Here is a 21,890-nt window from a genome sequence, read left to right as displayed (position 1 = left end):
GCTATTTTTTTTATGTTTGTTGAATTGAAAAAATGAATGTTTTAAAGGTGGAAATGGAAAAGTTGAATCAAATTGAAAGAATTAAAAAGAAGCTGATTTTAGCAAAAGAAGCTGATAAAGATTTAAAGGTATTTGGTGCCGGCAGTCATAATTATATTGTGGGTGAAATTGTAAATCATGATGATATTGTAAAATTTGAAAATGATTATGCTGTTTCTCTTCCTGAAAGTTATAAAGCATTTTTACTGCATATTGGAAATGGAGGAGTGAGTTATGGTTCATCTTGTGCAGGACCATTTTATGGTATTTATCCATTAGGGAAAAATACAAATGAATTATTTGATGAAACATATTATCTAAAGGCAAATTGTATTTTATATCCTAAAATGTCCGATGAGTATTGGGAAAGTTTGATACAAGCAATTGATGAAGAAGATATTTCTGATGAAGATTACGAAAAAGAATTAGGAAAAATCTTTTCGGGTATTTTACCTCTAGGCTCGCAAGGCTGTTCTTATATACATGGACTAGTTTTAAATGGGGAATATAAAGGAAAAGTTGTTAATATTGATATTGACAGGCAAAAACCTAAATTTGCTTTTGAGGCCACATTTTTAGATTGGTATGAAAGATGGCTTGATGAAGTGATTTCTGGTGATTTGATTATTGATACTCCAAGTTGGTTTGGATATGGTATGGGAGGTTCTTCAAAAGATCTTTTAGAGACTTATTCTTCTACAGTGGAATTTGAAGTTAAAAAAGATTGTCTGTATGCTATTTTAAAAAAAGCAGACCTTGATATTGAAATTTTGAATCTCATTGAAGAACAATACCAAACAAGCTCTGGCGAACTCAAAGAAATTTTCCTTCAAATCCTGACCAAATTTGATTATGATAGAGCGCATAATTACTTAACTGAATATACAAGAGAAAATTTACTGGCTGTTTTTCAGTTTGTTTTTTGGTACGCAAAAGATAAAAGCGCTGATTGGCTGGAAGTAATTAAAAAGAATATATCCAGAATAGATGATGATGAGACGTTTTCTTTTTGTACTTATTTATTGAAAGAAATGGATATTGATTACAGTTCTGTAATAATTCCATTCACTTCACATGAAAATGAAAAAATCAGGATTACTACGTATTATTCTCTTGGTTTATTAAAAAATAAACATGATCATCTTGAAGTCTTTATACAAGGTTTAAATGACAATGTAAACAGGGTAATTCATATCACACTACAAGCCTTAAAAGGAATGAAAGATAAAAAGCTTTTAATTCATTATAAAAATATAGCAGAACGATTCCCAAAAGAACAAGATTATATTTTGGTAAATCTGAATCATAGACTTGAAGAATTTGGTTTGTCAACAGCAACAATAAAAAACCTTAATATAGACAATTTTAAAATGTCGAATATTAAAAAGAAATGGTATGAGTTCTGGAAGAAATAAGATTTAAAACTTCTGTAGATTTTTATGATTGTGTTTTCGCTTATAGTGCGTTTGTTTTAATTTATCCTGATCTTCAGAAATAATACTAATTGTGCCGTCGATTTCCAGCATTGCCAATTTTACGTTTTTAAAGAATTCTATGCCGTGTTCGCGCATTGCTTCTTTCAGTTCTTCATCAGAAATATCTAGTTTACTTAACGCTTTAAAATCTAATCTTCCGTCATGAATTAAGATTTCGGGTTTGTCTAAAAGCAAATCGCCAATTACTTTGTATTTGCGGGTTATTTTTTTGATGATAAAATTAATAACAAACAGAACCAAAGCTGCGACTAAGCCACCAATTAAACTTGTGTCAGGCCCAACCATCGCATTTTGAACAGAGTTGCTTATTAATAAAATCAGAATTATGTCTGCGGTATTTAACTGCGAAAGTTCTTTTTTGCCAAAAATCCGAAGCGCAATCGTCATGAAAAAATAGACAGCGATACTTCTGATTATGATATCTGAATAGGGAAACAACATAATTTTTTTATTAAAGTTAAATAAAAAAGCTTTGTCAAAGTTTTAAAACTTTGACAAAGCTGCTAAAATATTTAAGAGACATTAAGTTAAAATGAATCTTTTGAAGAACAAATGTCTATATCAGTTTAAAATTCTTTTCAATCGCTTTAATCATTTCTCCGGCAACATCTTTGTTGGTTGCGCCTTCGATTCCTTCAAGACCTGGAGAAGAGTTTACCTCAAGCAATAAAGGTCCTTTTGAGGAACGAATTATATCTACACCTGCAACTTTTAAGTCCATAGCTTTTGCGGCCTTAATAGCGATCTTTTTCTCTTCGGCGGTAACTTTTATTACAGAAGCTGTTCCGCCAAGATGGATGTTGGCTCTAAATTCGCCCGGCATAGCTTCACGCTGAATCGCCGCAACTACTTTTCCGTCAATAACAAAACAACGAATATCTTTTCCGTTTGCTTCTTTAATGAATTCTTGTACTAGGATATTGGCATTTAAGCTTTTAAAAGCATTAATAACACTTTCTGCTGCTTTTTTAGTTTCAGCCAAAACAACACCTTTTCCTTGTGTTCCTTCTAATAATTTTACGATTAGAGGAGAACCGCCAACCATTTTAATTAAATTGTCAGTATCCAAAGGAGAATTGGCAAAACCGGTTGTTGGAATGTCGATTCCGCTATTTAATAATAATTGTAGCGAATATAATTTATCACGCGATTGTGTTATGGCTGTAGCAGAATTTAAAACAAAAACTTTCAAAGCTTCAAACTGACGCGTAAGTGCACATCCATAAAAAGTAATGCTTGGTCTAATTCTCGGAATTATAGCGTCAAACTGATTTAGGATTTTCCCGCCTCTGTAATGAATTTCGGGAGTCTTAGCATCCAATTTCATATAACATTCTTTGATGTTCAAAAAATGCATTTCGTGACCGCGCATTTCGCCGGCTTCCATAATACGTTTGTTGCTATATAGTTCTGGATTACTGGCCAGAACGCCAATTCTTAAACCAGAACTTGCTTTTTCTGAGTTTTGGTATAATTCTTTTAAAGCTTCAGTTGTTGGCTGTCCTAATAAATATTTTTCTTCAGGATCTACCAACACACGACCGCTCATAGCTTCACGTCCTAAAAGCATTCTGAAACCCATCGAGTCACGATTGGTCAAAGTCATTTCTATTGGCCATTTTACATCGCCAATTTTAAGGCTGGTCTGAATTACGTAACGATGTTCTCTAAAACCGCTCGAACTTTTTACAATTCTTTTATCAACCAAAGGCGCTTCGCAATGAATGATAGTTTTAATATTATTTTGAATTGGGTTAATGTCAAATTTTACCCAATTGGCATCATTTTTAATAAAAGGAGCTATGTTTATGGCGTGCATTGCCGATGTTTTGGCACCCGAGTCTACACGAGCTTTAATTGTCGGAATTCCTAATTCGGGAAAAGAGCACCATTCTTCGCTGCCTAAAATGACCTTGTTCTGAAGCATACTTTGTTTGTTATTATATAATTTAAATTCAAAAATAGCTATTTGCTTTTACTAAAGATAGTAAATTATGCAAAAAAAATACCCGTTATGTTATGAAAACGTAACGGGTAAATTATTTTTGTTATAAATGTAAACTAATTTATTGATTAGTCGGCTCTTCGGCTTTGTGTATTTCTACAGAAAGTTCTTGAGAATCATCTTTTAAGTCCATTAAGATTTCATCACCAGAATGAATTTTAGAAGTAATGATTTCTTCGGCTAATAAATCTTCAACATATTTCTGAATCGCTCTTTTTAGAGGTCTTGCACCAAATTGTCTGTCAAAACCTTTTTCTGCGATAAATGCTTTGGCTTTGTCAGTAAGGCTTAAGTTGTATCCTAACTCAGCAATACGAGAATATAGTTTTTTAAGTTCGATTTCGATAATTAAATCAATATCAGCTTTTTCTAATGCGTTAAACACGATTACGTCATCAATTCTATTTAAGAATTCTGGAGCAAAAGTTTTCTTCAATGCATTTTCAATAATGCTTTTTGAGTTTTCATCAGCCTGAGCCGCTTTCGCAGCAGTTCCGAATCCTACACCTTGTCCAAAATCTTTTAACTGACGTGCTCCAACATTCGAAGTCATGATAATGATAGTATTTTTAAAGTCGATTTTACGACCTAAACTGTCTGTCAAATATCCATCATCCAAAACTTGTAACATCATATTAAACACATCTGGATGCGCTTTTTCGATTTCATCTAAAAGAACAACGCAATATGGTTTTCTACGAACTTTTTCTGTCAATTGACCACCTTCTTCGTAACCAACGTATCCCGGAGGCGCTCCAACTAAACGAGAGATCGCAAATTTTTCCATGTATTCGCTCATATCAATACGAACTAATGCATCTTCAGAATCAAATAATTCTTTTGCTAAAACTTTCGCTAATTGTGTTTTACCAACTCCAGTCTGACCTAAGAAAATAAACGAACCAATTGGTTTGTTCGGGTCTTTAAGTCCGGCTCTGTTACGTTGTATAGAACGTGCAATTTTAAGAACAGCTTCGTTTTGACCAATTACTTTGTTCTGAATTAATTCAGGTAATTTGGCTAATTTGTTACTTTCTGTTTGTGCAATTCTGTTTACAGGAATTCCAGTCATCATAGAAACAACATCAGCTACATTATCTTCTGTAACTTGTATGCGGTTGTTTTTAGAATCTTCTTCCCATTGTTCTTGCGCTGCAGCTAAGTCTTTTTCTATGCGTTTTTCATCATCGCGAAGTTTGGCAGCTTCTTCATATTTTTGTTTTTTAACAACCATATTTTTAAGCTCACGAACTTCTTCTAACTGACGTTCTAAATCCAAGATTTGTTTTGGAACATCAATATTGGTAATGTGTACACGAGATCCAGCTTCGTCCAGTGCATCGATAGCTTTGTCTGGTAAGAAACGCTCAGACATATATCTGTTTGTTAATTTAACACAAGCTTCAATGGCTTCTGGAGTATAAGTTACATTGTGGTGATCTTCGTATTTGTCTTTTATGTTGTTTAAGATTGCAATTGTTTCTTCAACAGAGGTTGGTTCTACAATTACTTTCTGGAAACGTCTTTCAAGAGCTCCGTCTTTCTCAATATATTGTCTGTACTCATCAAGAGTTGTAGCTCCAATACATTGGATTTCTCCTCTTGCTAAAGCAGGTTTAAACATATTTGAAGCATCAAGCGAACCTGTTGCGCCACCTGCACCTACAATAGTATGAATTTCATCAATAAACAAGATGATATCATCGTTTTTCTCAAGCTCGTTCATCACGGCTTTCATTCTCTCTTCAAACTGCCCGCGGTATTTTGTTCCTGCTACTAAACTTGCAAGATCAAGAGTTACGACACGTTTATTAAAAAGAATACGAGATACTTTTTTCTGGATAATGCGCAATGCTAATCCTTCTGCAATAGCAGATTTACCAACACCAGGTTCTCCGATAAGGAGTGGGTTGTTCTTTTTTCTACGGCTTAAGATTTGAGAAACACGTTCAATTTCTTTTTCGCGTCCTACAACAGGATCAAGTTTTCCTTCTTCTGCCATTTCTGTTAAATCTCTCCCAAAATTATCTAGTACCGGAGTTTTAGATTTTTTGTTTGACTTATTGGCTGGATTATTAAAACTGCTTTCTTTAAGACTGTCATCTTGTCCTGAATCGTCATTATACGATTCGTTTCTTGGCAAGTTTTCTAAGAATTCTTCTTCGTTTGGCGTCATGTTTAAATATTGTTCTTTAGCTATGTCATAATCTATTTTTAGCTTATTCAACAGCTTGGTTGTTGGATCGTTTTCGTTTCGCAGGATACATAAAAGTAAGTGCGCGGTGCTAATTGAGGAGCTTTGAAATACTTTTGCTTCGAGGAAGGTTGTCTTCAGGGCTCTTTCGGCCTGTCGGGTAAGATGAAGATTCTTCTTCTCGGCATTTACTTCAACGCCCAGATTAGCAGGGCTAAGTACTTCTACTTTTCTGCGTAAATGGTCTAAATCGACTGCAAGGTTATTAAGTATATGAATAGCTTTTCCGTTACCATCTCTTAAAATGCCCAGCATTAGATGTTCAGTACCAATAAAGTCGTGGCCTAAGCGTAAGGCTTCCTCTTTACTGTATGTAATAACATCTTTTACTCTTGGTGAAAAATTATCATCCATAATGTATAATTGATATTGTAAATTTAATGATTTACAGTTTGAAAAACAAAAACCGTACCCTTCAAGAACTCCTGACAGCTAATAGACAAAAAAAATAACAATAAAAGCGTTAAAAAACGCTTAATTTATTAACTAAAACCTAAAATAAAGTTGTTAATAAATCATTGAAATAAGTGTAAGTAAATGGCTGAAAAAATTTCAAAAAAACGTATCTTGGCACGCTTTGAAACTAATATAATTATTTAATATAACAACTTATGTCTGAAGGAGAAAAGTTAATTCCCATTAACATAGAGGATGAAATGAAATCTGCTTACATCGATTATTCGATGTCTGTAATTGTATCGAGAGCACTTCCTGATGTTAGAGATGGCTTGAAACCGGTGCACCGAAGAGTGCTGTACGGAATGTATGATTTAGGTGTAACTTCAAGATCTGCCCATAAAAAATCTGCGAGAATTGTAGGGGAGGTTTTAGGTAAGTACCACCCACACGGTGATACTTCTGTTTATGATGCAATGGTACGTATGGCTCAGGAATGGAGTATGCGTTATTTATTAGTTGATGGTCAGGGTAACTTTGGTTCTGTTGATGGTGACAGTCCGGCAGCAATGCGTTATACTGAGGCAAGAATGCGCAAGATTTCTGAGGATATTATGGCAGATATCGAAAAAGAGACAGTTGATTTTCAATTGAACTTTGACGATACTTTATATGAACCAAAAGTAATGCCGACAAGAGTTCCTACTTTATTAGTAAACGGAGCAACTGGTATTGCAGTTGGTATGGCAACCAATATGCCACCACACAATTTAACTGAGGTTATCAATGGTACGTTAGCTTACCTTGATAATAATGATATTGAAGTGGACGAATTGATGACTTATATTAAAGCTCCGGATTTTCCAACGGGTGGTGTAATATATGGTTATGAAGGAGTTCGCGAAGCTTTTAAAACCGGTAGAGGACGTATTGTAATGCGTGCAAAAGTTGGTTTTGAAGAAGTTGACGGAAGAGAATGTATTATTGTTACCGAAATTCCATATCAGGTTAATAAAGCCGAAATGATCAAACGTACGGCTGATTTAGTTAACGATAAAAAAATTGAAGGTATTGCTAATATTCGTGACGAATCGGATAGAACTGGTATGCGTATCGTTTATATCCTTAAACGTGACGCTACGCCAAACGTAGTTTTAAATACCTTATATAAGTATACATCTTTACAATCTTCTTTTAGTGTAAACAACATTGCATTGGTAAAAGGCCGTCCGCAAATGTTGAACCTAAAAGATATGATTCACTACTTTATCGAGCACCGTCACGATGTTGTAGTTAGAAGAACTCAATTTGAATTACGTAAAGCAGAAGAAAGAGCTCATATTTTAGAAGGATTAATTATTGCATCTGATAATATTGATGAAGTAATTGCGATTATTAGAGGTTCTAAAAACACAGAAGAAGCTCGTGAAAAATTAATCGAAAGATTCAAATTATCAGATATTCAGGCTCGTGCCATTGTTGAGATGCGTTTACGTCAGTTAACAGGTCTGGAGCAAGATAAATTAAGAGCTGAGTTTGAAGAATTAATGAAATTAATTGAGCATTTGAAAGCTTTATTAGCAGACGTTAATTTAAGAACAGCATTAATTAAGGAAGAACTAGAAGAAATTCGTGAGAAATACGGTGATGATCGTCGTTCTCAAATTGAATATTCTGGTGGCGATGTAAGTATCGAAGATTTAATTGCTGATGAAAATGTAGTAATTACAATTTCTCACGCAGGTTATATCAAACGTACCAACCTTACAGAATACAAAACACAAAATAGAGGAGGAGTTGGACAAAAAAGCGCCGGAACAAGAGATCAGGATTTCCTTGAGCACATGTTCGTAGCAACCAACCACCAATATATGATGTTCTTTACGCAAAAAGGAAAATGTTTCTGGATGCGTGTTTACGAAATTCCGGAAGGAAGTAAAACGGCAAAAGGAAGAGCAATCCAGAACTTGGTAAACATTGAAAGTGATGATAAAGTAAAAGCTTTCATTTGTACACAAGATCTAAAAGACAAAGATTATATCAACAGTCATAACCTTGTAATGGTAACCAAACAAGGACAAGTTAAGAAAACATCTTTAGAGAAATATTCTAAACCTCGTGTTAATGGTGTTGCTGCAATTACTATTAAAGAAGGCGATGAATTATTAGAAGCAAAATTAACTAACGGAGACAGTCAAATTATCCTGGCCGTTAAATCTGGTAAATTAGTTCGTTTTGAGGAGACAAAAACACGTCCGATGGGAAGAACTGCTTCCGGAGTTCGTGGTATTACACTAAAAGACGATACTGATGAAGTTATTGGTATGGTTACTGTTGATAGAGAGAATGTTAATGATTCTCAGATCTTAGTTGTTACTGAAAACGGATACGGTAAACGTACTAAATTAGTTGACGAAGACGGAGAAGATGTTTACAGAATTACAAACCGTGGAGGAAAAGGTGTTAAAACACTTAATATCACAGAAAAAACAGGTAAACTAATTTCTATCAATGCCGTTACAGATGCTGATGATTTAATGATTATCAATAAATCTGGATTAACGATTAGAATGGCAATTGAAGACCTTCGTGTAATGGGTCGTGCAACTCAGGGTGTTAGATTAATTAACCTGAAAGGAAAAGATTCTATCGCTGCAGTTACAAAAGTTATGAAAGACGATGTAGCAGAAGTGGTTGTTGACGAAGACGGAAATGTTATTGAATCTGCGATCGAAAGAGTAAAACCAGATTTGGAAGTTCTTGAAGACGAAGGCGGAGCAGAAGATGATGAAGATGACTCTGAAGAAGAAGTAGAAGACGAAGATGATTCTGAAGAAGAAGAATCTGAAGAATAAACTAGAGAGATAATTAAATTAAATATACAAAAACCATTATGAAAAGTAAATATCTAATAGTCGCGTCAGCTTTGTTGATTTCGGCGGCGACTTTTGCTCAGAAAGATCAACTAAAGAATGCTGAAAAAGCATTAAAAAGTGGTGATGCTCAAGGAGCACTTACACAACTAAAAGATGCTGAAAATCTTATTGTAAATGCAAAAGATGTAGAACAGGCTCAGTATTATTTTATACAAGGAAACTCTTATTTACAACTTGCAGACAAAAATATTGAGACAGGTAAAAATCTATCTCTTTCTGCAGAGAGTTATAAAAAATTGATCGATATTGAAAATGCTTCTGGAAAACAGAAATATTCAACTCAGGCAGCAGCTTCAATTGCTCAAATTAAAGGAAAATTGATTAATGCAGCTATTGCAGATACTCAGGCTAACAAAAGTGCTGAAGGTGCAAAAAAATTATACGATGCATATCAATTGGATAAAAAAGATACAATCAATTTATACTATGCGGCTTCAACTTCTGTAAATGCACAAGATTATGATGCTGCTTTGCCAATGTACGAAGAGTTAAAAAAGTTAAACTATTCTGGAAAAGGAACTAGTTATACTGCTTTAAACAAAGTTTCAGGAAGCGAAGACGGTTTTAATACTGCAAGCGAAAGAGACTTAGCTGTAAAATTAGGAACTCACGAAAAGCCTAAAACAGAAGCTATTCCTTCTAAAAGAGGTGAGATCTACAAAAACTTAGCGTTAATTTTAGTTCAAAAAGGACGCAGCGAAGATGCTAAAAAAGCAATCGCTGATGCTAGAAAAGCAAACCCAGAAGATGCTTCTTTAATTCTTACAGAAGCTAATTTATACTTAGAGTCTAAAGATTTTGATACATACAAAAAATTAGTTGGTGAGGCTTTACAAAAAGAACCAAACAATGCTGATTTAGTATTCAACTTAGGAGTTATTAGTGGAAATTCTAAAAATAATGCTGATGCTGAAAAGTATTATTTAAAAGCAATAGAAATCAATCCTAACTATACAAACGCTTATCTTAACCTTGCTGCTTTAAAATTAGAAGCTGAGAAGCCAATCATTGATGAAATGAATAAATTGGGAACTTCTGCAAAAGATATGAAACGTTACGACGTTTTAAAAGCAGAAAGAGAGTCAGTTTTTAGAGGTGTAATTCCTTACCTTAAAAAAGCAAACGAGTTAGATCCTAAAAATGAAGATGTTTCTAAAACATTATTAGGAGTTTATAAAGCATTAGAAATGACTGCTGAGGCAAAAGCTTTAAAAGCTACAATGTAATCAGATCTCTTTATTAGAATAAAAAAAACCAAGACGTGAGTCTTGGTTTTTTTATGCTTAAGATTTTGTGCTTTCTTTATTTTTTCTCAATCTTGTCATTTAGACACAGGAGAAATCGCACTAGAGATTCTACAAAGTTTAATCCTTGTTGCGGATTTTTTTGCGTGTTCTTCGAATTCGCTCAGAATGACAAAAAATGAGCAAATATTATTACTCTAGAGTAACAGACAAAGTAATAGTAGTATTTAATAACTTAGAAATCGGACAGATTTCTTTTGCTTTCTTTGCAGTTGCCTCAAATTCTTCTGCTGAAATTGAAGGAACTTTTCCTTTTAAATCTAAATGGATTAAAGTAATTGTTCCGTCTTCAAACGTTACTGTTGCTTCTGTAGTTAAATCATCGGCAGTAAAACCTCCTTCGTTTAATAAAAAACTTAATTGCATTGTAAAACAGCCTGAATGCGCTGCAGCGACAAGTTCTTCAGGATTAGTTCCAACACCGTCTGCAAATCTTGTTTTAAATGATAATTGAGCATTATCTAGAGTAGTACTTTGTGTACTGATACTTCCTGTACCTTCCATACCAGTTCCTTTCCAATTGGCGTGTGCTTTTCTTGTAAATTTCATTTTCTTAGTTATTAAAATTAATAATTGAATGTTATTCGGTTGATTGTCAATAGTTACTAATCTATCAAATATAAGGAATATTTTACACTCTTACTTTATCAAATAGTTAGTGTTTTTTTAAGCCACAAATCAGACAGATTAAAAGGATTAGATTTTTTTTGCCACGAATTACACGAATTATATTCTATTATACACACAAACAAAATAAAAAAATTAGTGAAATTAATGTAATTCGTGGCAAACACTTTTAATACAAGTAAAGACATAAAAAAAAAGCCGTAATGAAAATCATCATTACGGCTTTTATATTTATTAGAAACTAGAATTACTCCTGACCTAAGTTTCTTAATTGTTTTAATTTATCTTTCCATACATCAAGGCTTTCTTTATGGATAGCAATGTTTTTACGTACTTCAAGAACAATTGAGTTCTCTTTCTTAGCATTTTTAGTATTGGTAAAGAACTGAATATTGTTTTCTAATTGGAAAATTTCATTTTGAACTTCTTCAATTTTACGCATTAAGAAAATCTTTTCATTGTCTAATTTACGTGTGTCATTGCTGTCAGACAAAGAATCAATGCGGTTAGAGAAACGCATCATTTCAGTTTCTTTTTTACTCAAACTTAATTTTTCAAAAAGTGCATCTAAAATTTTATTGAATTTTCCTTCAATATGACGTCTGGCGAAAGGTACTTTTCCGTAACCTTTCCAGATTTCGATATGCGCTTTTATAGCATCCAAATCTGTTTTGTGATCTCCAGTTAATACAAAAGCTCTTAAAATATCTAAGTATGCTTTTTTATTATCAAAAGCAGCAACCTCATCAACGTTTTCTTCAGATTTATGCTCTTTTAGTTTATCAAAATAATGGTTGCAGGCATCTTTAAACTCTTTCCAGATTTTATCAGAATATTTTTTAGGAACGTGTCCAATTTGTTTCCATTCTTCCTGAATCTGCTTCATGATTGGAGTTGTAGCTCCAAAATCGGTGCTTTCCTGCAATTCTTTGGCTTTTGCAACAAGAGCCATTTTTTTGTTTAAATTGTCGTTTTGGTCTTTTTTAATGTCTTTATAAAACGAATTTTTAAAAGCATTAAAATTTCTAACAGCAGTTTTAAATGCAGCCCAAGTTTCTTCGTTTACTTCAGATGGTACTTTTCCGGCAGCAAAAAATGCATTTCTAAGTTCTTCTACTTTCTGAATTTGTACCAGCCATTGTGAGTGAGAATTTACTTTTTCTGTAGCTAAAACTTCAATTTTACCAATGATTTCTTTTTTAACTTCAAGATTTTGTTGTTCGTTGGCTCTTTGGCTTTCAAACAAAACCTCTCTTTTATCGTGGATTTTTTTAGTCAGTTCACTAAACTTGTTCCAGATTGTATCACGGTGCTCTTTAGAAACTGGTCCGATATCTTCTTTCCAGATTCGGTGTAAATCCTGCAATTCGCGGAAAGCTTTACTAATGTCAGTTTCTTCGACTAAAGCTTCAACGCGTGCAATTATTTTTTGTTTTTGATCCAGATTGTATTTAAAATCCAAATCTCTTGCTTCACGGTCTAAGTGCAGATAATCATAAAAATTTTCTACATGAAAGTGATAATTATTCCAAACGTGGTTGTATTTGTCTTTCGGAATTGATCCAGCATTTTTCCATCTTTCTCTTAAATCATTAAAATGTTTAAGCGTGTCTTTAATGTTTTCCTGCGGATTTATAAGTTCTTTTAATTCCTCAACTATAGCAAGTCTGGTTTCTAAATTCGTTTTTAGATTGGTTTGCAAATGTTTAAAATGATCATTTCTTTTTTCTCTAAAAACATTATAATATTCATCAAATTTAGATTTTAAAGGAGAATGATACTCAAATTCCTCATTTGGATCTTGATTTGTGGCATTAAATTCGTCTCTTTTTTCGTCTAAAAGATGGCTGTATTGTAGTAAAAATGCTTTTTTAATTTCTTCGATGTGATCTTTTACAGACATTACTTTATCAATATTGATCAGTTTTTTTAACTCATCAACAAGAGCATCCATTGCAAAAGTGTTGTAATCCTGCATAGGAATGTCATGACGCTCTTTCAGCGTTTCATCTTCACTTTCTTCAGCATTCGAATTTGTTATAGCATCTAATGCATCCTGATGATCATCTTCTGGAGCAACAGTATTTTCTGATTCAGTTTCTGTAGTAGAAACTGGATTTTCAGCTGTTGTTTCAGCATCCGACGTATCGATCGCATTATCTTGAGTAGAATCGTTAGTTTCGATTTCTAATTTTCCGTCTGCTTCCTGCAGGTTATCATTCTTTTCTTCTAACATTTTAAATGTATAAGGTTTTTATTGTAAACAGAGCGAAAGATACTAAAGGTGTTCCTAAATACAAAATAAATCCCTTATTTATAACAGATTTTCCGATGAAATCCCTATTTTATACAAATGCTTTATAAAAAAAATATAGTGATTTGATTCTTTCTTTACAGTAAATGTAAATTTAATATTATCAAAGAATAATTAAAAAAGGATAAGAAATCCGGCTTCTATGCCATAATTATAGGTTTTATCGCCGCCAAAAGCCACGCTTGGATGTATATATGCAAGATTAGTAGGGGTTATTTTTCTGCCAAACTCCACAAAAGCATTGTTTTGATAGCCCTTTACGGTGTTATTGTATCTAAAAGCTACGTCGCCGGAAATCCAGTTTTTGCCAAAAAAATACAGCAATACATTGTCCAAAACAGCAGTATTTACATCAGCGCGTGTATTCGATCCTGCAAAGCTTCGTTGATATTCGAGAGTAGAAATCCAAAGAATTTTTCTTTCGTAAAAGTAAGAGCCATAAAAAAAGGCAGGCATAAATACCCATTTTCCAGACCCAAAAGCAGGGTCAACTGCAGAATTAGCATAAACTCTTGCTCTTACAGCAATACCTTGATTGTTCTTGCTGTAAGGAATATACGTAATACCAGCGCCCACATCGCCAATTCCGGTTTTATTTGTGTTCGTAGTATTTGTTGATATTAAAGGAAGATCAAATCTTAAATTCCAGGCTTTATTACCAATAGGAACTAATGCTCGTAATTGTGTAGTATTAAATGAGCCAGCATCAGTATCCAGATATTCGTTGAAAAAGAGTAACGTTTTCAGAAAATAGTGAAAGCGTGGTTCTGCAAACGGAATTTTTTCTTCGGTTTTTGTTTCTTGCGCATTTGCAGAGAAAGTGACAGAAAAAAGCAAAATATAAAGTAATTGTTTTTTCATAACTACTTAAAATTGAGTAGTATAAAATTACAAAAAAAATATAAATACTTTATTTAGATCCCTTTTTATTTATTCCAGATCTTCCATGCTTTTTCTGCTTGAAAAATCAGCATGTCATAACCGTTTTTTATAACAGCACCATTTTCTTTCGCTTTTCTCAAAAAAGTAGTTTCTGCCGGATTGTAAATCAAATCGTAGGCAATGTGTTTTTCTGTAAAAAACTCATACGGAAGATCAGGGCAAGCCTCAATATTCGGACTTGTACCAACTGGCGTGCAATTGATGATAATCTGAAAATTATCAAAAGTTGTAGCGTTTATTAAATCGTAATCTATAATGTTTTCTTTGGCTTCTCTAGAAACAAAAGTGTAGAGAATATCAAGTTCATCTAGTGCAAAAGCTACACCTTTTGATGCGCCGCCTGTGCCTAGAATTAGTGCTTTTTTATGATGCGGTTCTAATAACGGTTTTAATGATTTTTTAAAACCATAATAGTCAGTATTATAACCTTTTAATTTTCCGCTTTTGGTAAACTTAATGGTATTAACAGCGCCAATAAGTGCTGCTTTTTTTGAAAGTTTATCTAAGAAAGGCATTACCTGCTCTTTGTAAGGAATCGTAACATTTAGCCCTTTTAAATCTGGATTGTTTTTCAATAATCCAGTTAAGTGGTCAATTTCAGAAATATCAAAGTTCTCGTAACTGTTGCCTGCAAAAACTTCATTATCAAATTTTTCTGTAAAATATCCTTTCGAAAAAGAGTAACTAATATTACGGCCCAATAAGCCAAAACGCCTTCTTAAATTATCAACCATTATTGTTTTCTATGTTTTTCAATATAATTCTTTACTGTTTTCTTGCTCCAAACAACTGGAAATAAATCTTCGATAAGTATGTAATTATCAAAGTTTAATCGTAATCCGTTGCTTAAATGAAATTTGGCTTTTGTGTTATCCTGAATCATAAAATACAATCCAGCCAAACGATATTCGATTTCATTTTCTTCCGGAAAATATTCAGTAGCCTGTAATAAAGTTTGAATAGCACTTTCAAATTCTCCTAAAAACTGAAGAATATCAACCCAAAATAACCAAGTATCCAACGCATAATCTCCAAATTCTACCGCTTTTCTATAACCAAATTCAGCTTCTTCAAAAAAGTTCATTTGTTTATTGATCGTTGCATAACGTTTCCAGTACAAACGATTTTGATTGTCGATTGCCAACGCTTTGTTTACAAAAAATAAAGCTTTCTGGAAGTTTTTCTGGCGAACGTGAAAATCTGTAATAGCAATCCAGCCTTTGTCTAAAAGCGGATCTTCGTGCACAGTTTGGTTGTAATATTGAATTGCTTTCGCCGAATTACCTAGTTTTTCGTAGCATTTCCCAATTCGCAAAAGCGCATAAGAAGTTGCATCGTCCAACTCGATGGTGCGGTTGTAGCTTTCAATAGCTTCATTGTATTTTTTAAGACGTTCGTAAGCTTTTGCTTTTTCCATAAAAGCGCCTAAAAACTCATCGTCAATAAGAGTAGCATAATCAAAAGCACGAATCGCATTTTCGTATTCTTTCACACCATAATGCAAACGGCCAAGCTGGTGCCAGGCGATTTCGCTGTATGGGTTTTTATTAATATAATCATTTAAATATACAATTGCTTCCTGGTTTTGATCTAAAAATTCAAAACAATAAACCACATTATACAAAGCAGATTGATCTTCTAAATCTTCTTCAAGACATTTGATGAAACTGTCTTTTGCCATCTCGAGATTATCCATAAAAAGATACTCCATTCCAATCAAGTTATACACATCAGCATAATCATCAGTATATTGCAAAGCAATTTTTAATAATTCTACCGCTTTTTCGTGTTGATCTCTTTTAGAGCAGATATTGGCTTTCTGGATGTAAATTTCCTCGTTGTTAGGTTCAATTGCGTACAACTCATTCAAAAGCTTCTCAGCGATATCCAGTTTGTCGTCGTAAACCAGCATTTCTACTTGTACTAATTTTAAGCCTGTAGATTTTGGATGCTGATCTAATGCAAGTTTTAAGGCCTTTTTTGCTAAATTAGCCTTGCCTATGTCTAAATAATGAAGAATAATTTCTTCAAATTCTTCAGAATCAAAAAAGAGAACTTTGTTAGTTTTTAACATCGACTCAAATTTGGATAGGGATAGGTTATAATCTTCTTCTTCGTTGCTTAATTGCATACTTTGTTTTTTTGAAATTAGCCTGTTATAAATTTAGGCAACCATATTAGTATTGAGGAGAATGAAAATTAATTGTTTTGAACAATTTAATTAACAATATGGCGTTATTTTTATGTTGTGTTTAGAATAAATCTTACTACGTTTTAGCGATTTATTTCAAAATTAGTATTGTTTTAATTCGAAATAATGAATAAGAACTAAACGTTTTGTTCTCTCTTCATTATTTCATCCATAACATTTAAAATTATAGCGCATCCTTCTTTTATTTCTTCCTCAGAAATGGTTAACGGAGGCGTAATTCGTATTGCACAGCCTTCAAAAAGCAACCAAAATAATATTAGCCCTTTATCTTGACAGCTCAGAATCACCTCATTAGTGATTTCTGCTGTTGCTGTCATGGCGGCAAGCATTAATCCTTTTCCTCTAACTTCCTTTATCAAAGGATGTACCAAAAGCGATCTAAAGAGTTTTTCCTTCTCTAAAGTTTCCGCCATTAAATTTGTTTCAGTTAATTCCTGCAAAGTAGCCAGGCAAGCTGACGCAATGACAGGGTGACCTCCAAAAGTCGTAATATGACCTAACTTTGGGTTTTCTGTCAAAAGATCCATTTTTTCCTCAGCAGCGGTAAAAGCACCCACAGGCATTCCGCCTCCCATACCTTTTCCCATGACCAAAATATCTGGAACAGCATCGTAATTCTGAAAACCAAAAAGTTTTCCTGTTCTTCCAAAACCAGGCTGAATTTCATCTAGAATCATCATGGCGCCAACCTCATCACAGCGTTTACGTACTTTTTCTAAAAAGTTGTTTTCCGGCTGAATAAATCCTGCACCGCCCTGAATAGTTTCAAGAAGAATTGCAGCTGTTTTAGTGGTTATTTTTTGTAAATCTTCCTCGTTATTAAAAGTAATAAAGTCAACATCCGGTAACAATGGGCGAAAGGCTTGTTTGCGTTCTTCAAATCCCATAACGCTCATAGACCCCATTGTGTTGCCATGATAAGCATTATGACACGAAATAAGCTGACTGCGTCCTGTTGTACGTTTTGCCAATTTCAGCGCACCTTCGATTGCTTCTGTGCCCGAATTAACTAAATAGGTTTTATTTAATGATTCTGGCAGGAGTGAAGCTATTAATTTGCAATATTCTACCGCCGGGCTTTGCGAATATTCGCCATAAACCATTACGTGAGAATATTTGTCTAACTGGTCTTTTATCGCCTGATTTACTCTCGGATGCTGGTGTCCTAATGTACAAGCGGAAACTCCAGCTACAAAATCTAAATATTTTTTATCGTTTGTGTCGTAAATATAAGAGCCAATGGCATGCGAAACTTCCATTCCTAAAGGATATGGAGATGTTTGTGCCTGGTATTTTATGAAATCGGTCATTTTTTTTTAAGGTACTGAGGTTCTGAGGGACAAAGGTTTTTTTAAGCTACTGAGGTTCTGAGAGGCTAAGATTCTAAGTTTAGCTTTTCATAACTTGAAACCTTAAACCTGAAACTTGAAACAAAAAAACTATTTTTTCGCTTTTGCTTTTTCTTTTGGCTTTACAGCTGGTTTCTTTTTGTCGTAATTAAGGGTTTCTTCCCTTATTTTCATTGGCACATTTTCTTTTGCTTCTTCGTCTTTTCCTTCTTTAACCAATTTATCGTTAAGTTCATTTTCTTCGGCAGTAAAAATATCATCTTTCGATTTTATTCGTTCATCGCCGCGCCATTTCATGCCTTTAAGTTTTCGGGCATTTTCGGGCAATTCATCTTCGGGGAAAAGATCTCCGTCAACATTATTGATAAGCGTGATGGTTTCAATGGCATTATTTTCTAAAATCAAATTGATTTTACTGCTTACACTTTTATCGATTCCAACAAGCTCGTGTTGATCATTTCGACTGTAAAAAATTACTTCGGTATTTTTGACAATATCCACATCATGCAGTTTTCCGTCCCTGAATTTTCCAAATAAATTAAGACCTTTTACCTGATTAAAACCCGTTCCGAGCGTATCCCGCGAGAGCAGAAAAGTATTATTAATAACCTTTAGGGAATCTATTTTTTTTGTTTGATTGTCTCCAATTAAATGCATTAAATCTCCCGTAATCTGACTTTCGCCATTCCATAAAATCGGATTTCCGATCAGTTTGGTCAAAGCAGTTTTAGAATTAGAATGAATAGAATCGCATTTACCGCTCATATCAACTTTAAAGAAACGAACGTTGTTGTAAGCTCTTAAAATTCTTTCGCCTTCCTTTCCGGTAACCATCAATTTTTTTCCATGAATATAAACAGAATCATTTTCGACCAAATTAATCGCAACCGCTCTTTTGGTCACAAACATAGAATCCTTAAGTTTATAAAGTTCAGCATAATGCCCTTTTACAACACCGCGATTTATAGAATCTGTAATCTTTACATTTCGCGTAGCCGATGCAAATTCTGTATTTCTGTTATAAAATAAACTATCGCCTTCTATACGCCGGTCATTGTATTTTATATAAGACTTTCGTAAAAAATGCGCGAGATTTTTCTTGGTATCATAAAAACCTTTTTCAGTATAAATATAATTGGCATCACTTGTAATTGTCGACGGGCCAAATAAATAACTATGTCCAGAAGTGGTGTAATAATCCAAATGATTAGATTTCATCACATATTTCGGATTTGTAAGCACAACTTCAGTTAAGAATTGAAATTTTTTCTCAGCCACATAATACCTTCCAGATTTACTTACCAAAGTATTGTCTTTATTTACAATAGTACCTTTAGTATTATAAAAAACCTGCTGTACATTTCTATCAAAATTAATAGTATCCGTCTTTAAAGTAGTATCAGGAGAACTCATTACCGCGTCGCCTGTTGCAAAAGCTTTTTTAGAGTTACCGCTGTATTCTGCATACTTACTGTTAAGATATAAAGTATCTCCCTGTACTAATTGTACATTTCCAAAAGCTTTTAGATAATTCTCTTTCTGAAAAAAATACGCCTTATTACAAGTCAGCACTACGCCGTCATGATTTACTTTTACATTACCTGTAAGCAAAACTGCATCAGGTGCTGTAGCCTGATCAACATCTAAATAATCAGAATGTTCTATATTGATTTTTTTTGGTGCTTGCGCGAAAGTAAACTGTACGCTTAATAAAAGCAGACAACAAGATATGTAAAAGAGTGATTTCTTCAACTGATTAAATTTTTGTCAAATTTAAGAAAAAGGAGGCAACCTTTGTGGATATTAGGATTAATTTATAATTCATAAATTTCACTCTAAAATATAAGAATGTTGAAAGTTTAAGTTATCAACAAAAAACAGCACTCTTTCGTTGTAGTTCAGTTTTTTAAAATGAAAACAACACAAATTGATTTTCGTTTCTTCTGAATTTTAAAAATTAGTCTAAATTTAATAAATGGTTTCTAAATTGCTGCTTTAATTTTAATTTAGAAAAGAATCTGTTTATAAAATTAAATATGATAAATAAAAGAATTTTTGTTGCAGGAATGGCTGTAACAATGCTGTTTGCGGCATGTAAAACAAAAGATTTAAAAATGAATGCATACAAAGAAGAAGTTCCTGCAGATAAGAAAATTGTCGTGTATCAGGTTTTTACACGCCTATTCGGAAATAAAAATACAACCAATAAACCGTGGGGAACAATTGAAGAAAATGGCGTTGGAAAGTTTAATGATTTTACAGACAAAGCACTTCACGAAATCAAAGATTTAGGCGTAACCTATATTTGGTATACCGGCGTTCCGCATCATGCATTAGTTCGCGATTATACAGCATACGGAATCTCAAATGATGATCCAGAAGTGGTAAAAGGCCGTGCCGGTTCTCCGTATGCAGTAAAAGATTATTACAATGTAAATCCAGATCTGGCTGTAAATCCTGCCAATAGACTGCAGGAATTTGAAGCCTTAATTTCTCGTACACACAAAGCAGGTTTAAAATTAATAATAGATATTGTTCCCAACCATATTGCGCGCAAATACGAAGGGAAAAATAATCCCGAAGGCGTGAGAGATTTTGGTGCCGATGATAATGTAAAAGTTGAATACGATAGAAATAATAATTTCTACTACATCCCGAATGAACATTTTCTAATTCCCGATGGAGATATTCCGTTAAACGGAGAAAAGAATGCCCTTGTTGACGGCGTTTTTGATGAAAATCCTGCTAAATGGACAGGAAATGGTTCGCGTAAAGTAAAACCAGATCAAAACGACTGGTACGAAACGGTAAAAGTAAATTATGGAATTCGTCCTGACGGATCTAAAGATTTTCCGGAACTTCCGGCTGGTTTTGATCAAAAATCATATCAGGATCATTTTGCTTTTTGGCAGGATAAAGACGTTCCAGATTCCTGGAAAAAATTTAAAGCCATTGCTTTGTACTGGACTGAAAAAGGTGTAGACGGTTTTCGTTATGATATGGCAGAAATGGTTCCCTATGAATTTTGGAGTTATATGAACTCGGCAATTAAAATGAAAAATCCGGATGCTTTTCTTTTAGCGGAGGTTTATAATCCGAACGAATATAGAAACTACATTCGTTTAGGAAAAATGGATTACTTATACGATAAGGTAGAAACCTATGATAAGCTGAAAGACGTTATAAGAGGAAAATCTTCCCCAAACGGATTATCAGATATTCAAAACAGAATGGCAGATATAGAACATCATATGCTTCATTTTCTGGATAATCATGACGAACAACGTTTAGCAAGTCCAGAATTTGCAGGAACTCCAGAGCGAGGAAAACCTCTAATGGTGGTTTCTACAACTATAAGTACATCGCCAACAATGGTTTATTTTGGACAAGAAGTTGGAGAAGCCGGAAATGAAAATGCTGGTTTTGGAACGCGTTCCAGAACTTCAATTTTTGATTATATCGGAGTTCCAAATCACCAACACTGGATGAATGAAGGTAAATTTGATGGCGGACAACTTTCGGAATCCGAGAAAAACCTGCGTGATTTCTATAAACGATTATTGAATTTCTCTATTAAGAGTTCGGCTTTAATGGGAAATTTTCAGGAAATTCAATCTGTAAACCGTCAAAATAATGCTGGTTATGATGAATTGATTTATTCGTATGTTCGTTGGTCAGAAAAACAAAAATTGATTGTTGTTGCTAACTTTTCTTCTGATAAAACAAGCGAATTTGAATTGAAGATTCCTGCTGATGTTATTTCAAAATGGAATTTAAAAGATGGTTCTTACGTACTTTTAGATCAATTGTATCAGCAAAGTAAAACATATTTAACCGTAAAGAATGGAGAAGGAGTGGCGCAAATTAAAATCAAGCCATCTGAATCTTTTATTTATGAAGTGGAATAACGGGTAATTTTCTGCAGAAGCCTAATCAATTTTTTAAAGTTTGGCCACAGATTTTAAGGATTAAAATGATTTTTCTGCTCAGTTTTGTTATTTATAAATGATAGAAAC

The 21,890-nt window shown here is 33.7% G+C and carries 14 protein-coding genes; 4 read left to right on the top strand and 10 right to left on the bottom strand.

Going from position 1 to position 21,890, the window contains the following annotated elements:
- Window positions 1-53: 53 nt before the first annotated feature.
- On the top strand, window positions 54-1,454 hold the full coding sequence (locus EV144_RS04505; protein ID WP_134146519.1) for an SMI1/KNR4 family protein: 1,401 nt from the start codon (window positions 54-56) through the stop codon (window positions 1,452-1,454).
- Window positions 1,455-1,457: 3 nt separating this feature from the next.
- On the opposite strand, the gene EV144_RS04500 is transcribed toward EV144_RS04505, so the two are convergent.
- The 3 genes from EV144_RS04500 to EV144_RS04490 form a co-directional block, all read right to left on the bottom strand.
- A complete protein-coding gene (locus EV144_RS04500; RefSeq protein WP_134146517.1) occupies window positions 1,458-1,976 on the bottom strand; it encodes a DUF421 domain-containing protein in 519 nt (172 codons plus the stop codon).
- A 115-nt stretch (window positions 1,977-2,091) separates the two neighbouring features.
- Window positions 2,092-3,462 (bottom strand): 30S ribosomal protein S6--L-glutamate ligase, encoded by a 1,371-nt coding sequence (rimK, locus tag EV144_RS04495; protein ID WP_134146515.1) that lies wholly within the window; start codon window positions 3,460-3,462, stop codon window positions 2,092-2,094.
- A 139-nt stretch (window positions 3,463-3,601) separates the two neighbouring features.
- Window positions 3,602-6,148 (bottom strand): ATP-dependent Clp protease ATP-binding subunit, encoded by a 2,547-nt coding sequence (locus EV144_RS04490; protein ID WP_134146513.1) that lies wholly within the window; start codon window positions 6,146-6,148, stop codon window positions 3,602-3,604.
- Between the two features lie 257 nt (window positions 6,149-6,405).
- Here EV144_RS04490 and gyrA point away from each other — a divergent pair, with 257 nt between their 5' ends.
- Together gyrA and EV144_RS04480 are read left to right on the top strand one after the other, a co-directional pair.
- Window positions 6,406-9,045 carry a DNA gyrase subunit A gene (gyrA, locus tag EV144_RS04485; RefSeq protein ID WP_134146511.1) on the top strand — a complete coding sequence of 880 codons (2,640 nt, stop codon included), beginning with the start codon at window positions 6,406-6,408 and terminating at the stop codon, window positions 9,043-9,045.
- 38 nt (window positions 9,046-9,083) lie between these two features.
- Window positions 9,084-10,352, top strand: coding sequence for a tetratricopeptide repeat protein (locus tag EV144_RS04480; RefSeq protein WP_134146509.1), 1,269 nt, complete (start codon window positions 9,084-9,086; stop codon window positions 10,350-10,352).
- A gap of 210 nt (window positions 10,353-10,562) precedes the next feature.
- Here the strand turns inward: EV144_RS04480 and EV144_RS04475 are convergent, their stop codons facing one another.
- The 7 genes from EV144_RS04475 to EV144_RS04445 all read right to left on the bottom strand — a co-directional run bounded on the left by EV144_RS04475 (window position 10,563) and on the right by EV144_RS04445 (window position 19,626).
- A complete protein-coding gene (locus EV144_RS04475; protein WP_134146507.1) occupies window positions 10,563-10,979 on the bottom strand; it encodes an OsmC family protein in 417 nt (138 codons plus the stop codon).
- Between the two features lie 325 nt (window positions 10,980-11,304).
- Window positions 11,305-13,293 (bottom strand): DUF349 domain-containing protein, encoded by a 1,989-nt coding sequence (locus EV144_RS04470; RefSeq protein ID WP_134146505.1) that lies wholly within the window; start codon window positions 13,291-13,293, stop codon window positions 11,305-11,307.
- Window positions 13,294-13,485: 192 nt separating this feature from the next.
- Window positions 13,486-14,232, bottom strand: a complete 747-nt coding sequence (locus tag EV144_RS04465) for a lipid A phosphoethanolamine transferase (protein WP_134146503.1) — start codon at window positions 14,230-14,232, stop codon at window positions 13,486-13,488.
- Window positions 14,233-14,297: 65 nt separating this feature from the next.
- Window positions 14,298-15,047, bottom strand: a complete 750-nt coding sequence (locus EV144_RS04460; protein WP_134146501.1) for a shikimate dehydrogenase family protein — start codon at window positions 15,045-15,047, stop codon at window positions 14,298-14,300.
- Window positions 15,047-16,444, bottom strand: a complete 1,398-nt coding sequence (locus tag EV144_RS04455) for a tetratricopeptide repeat protein (RefSeq protein ID WP_134146499.1) — start codon at window positions 16,442-16,444, stop codon at window positions 15,047-15,049. Before EV144_RS04455 ends, EV144_RS04460 begins: the two co-directional genes overlap by 1 nt.
- Window positions 16,445-16,641: 197 nt before the next feature.
- Window positions 16,642-17,835, bottom strand: a complete 1,194-nt coding sequence (locus tag EV144_RS04450; protein ID WP_134146497.1) for an aspartate aminotransferase family protein — start codon at window positions 17,833-17,835, stop codon at window positions 16,642-16,644.
- Between the two features lie 129 nt (window positions 17,836-17,964).
- The gene (locus tag EV144_RS04445) at window positions 17,965-19,626 is read right to left on the bottom strand and encodes an OstA-like protein (protein ID WP_243854613.1); all 1,662 of its coding nucleotides are present in this window, start codon (window positions 19,624-19,626) and stop codon (window positions 17,965-17,967) included.
- A gap of 284 nt (window positions 19,627-19,910) precedes the next feature.
- On the opposite strand from EV144_RS04445, the gene EV144_RS04440 reads away from it, so the two are divergent.
- Window positions 19,911-21,782 carry an alpha-amylase family glycosyl hydrolase gene (locus EV144_RS04440; protein ID WP_134146495.1) on the top strand — a complete coding sequence of 624 codons (1,872 nt, stop codon included), beginning with the start codon at window positions 19,911-19,913 and terminating at the stop codon, window positions 21,780-21,782.
- Window positions 21,783-21,890 lie beyond the last annotated feature (108 nt).

Origin of the sequence: Flavobacterium sp. 270, from assembly GCF_004368785.1 — a bacterium.
Taxonomy (GTDB): Bacteria; Bacteroidota; Bacteroidia; order Flavobacteriales; family Flavobacteriaceae; genus Flavobacterium.
This window is presented reverse-complemented; position numbering and strand designations above follow the sequence as displayed.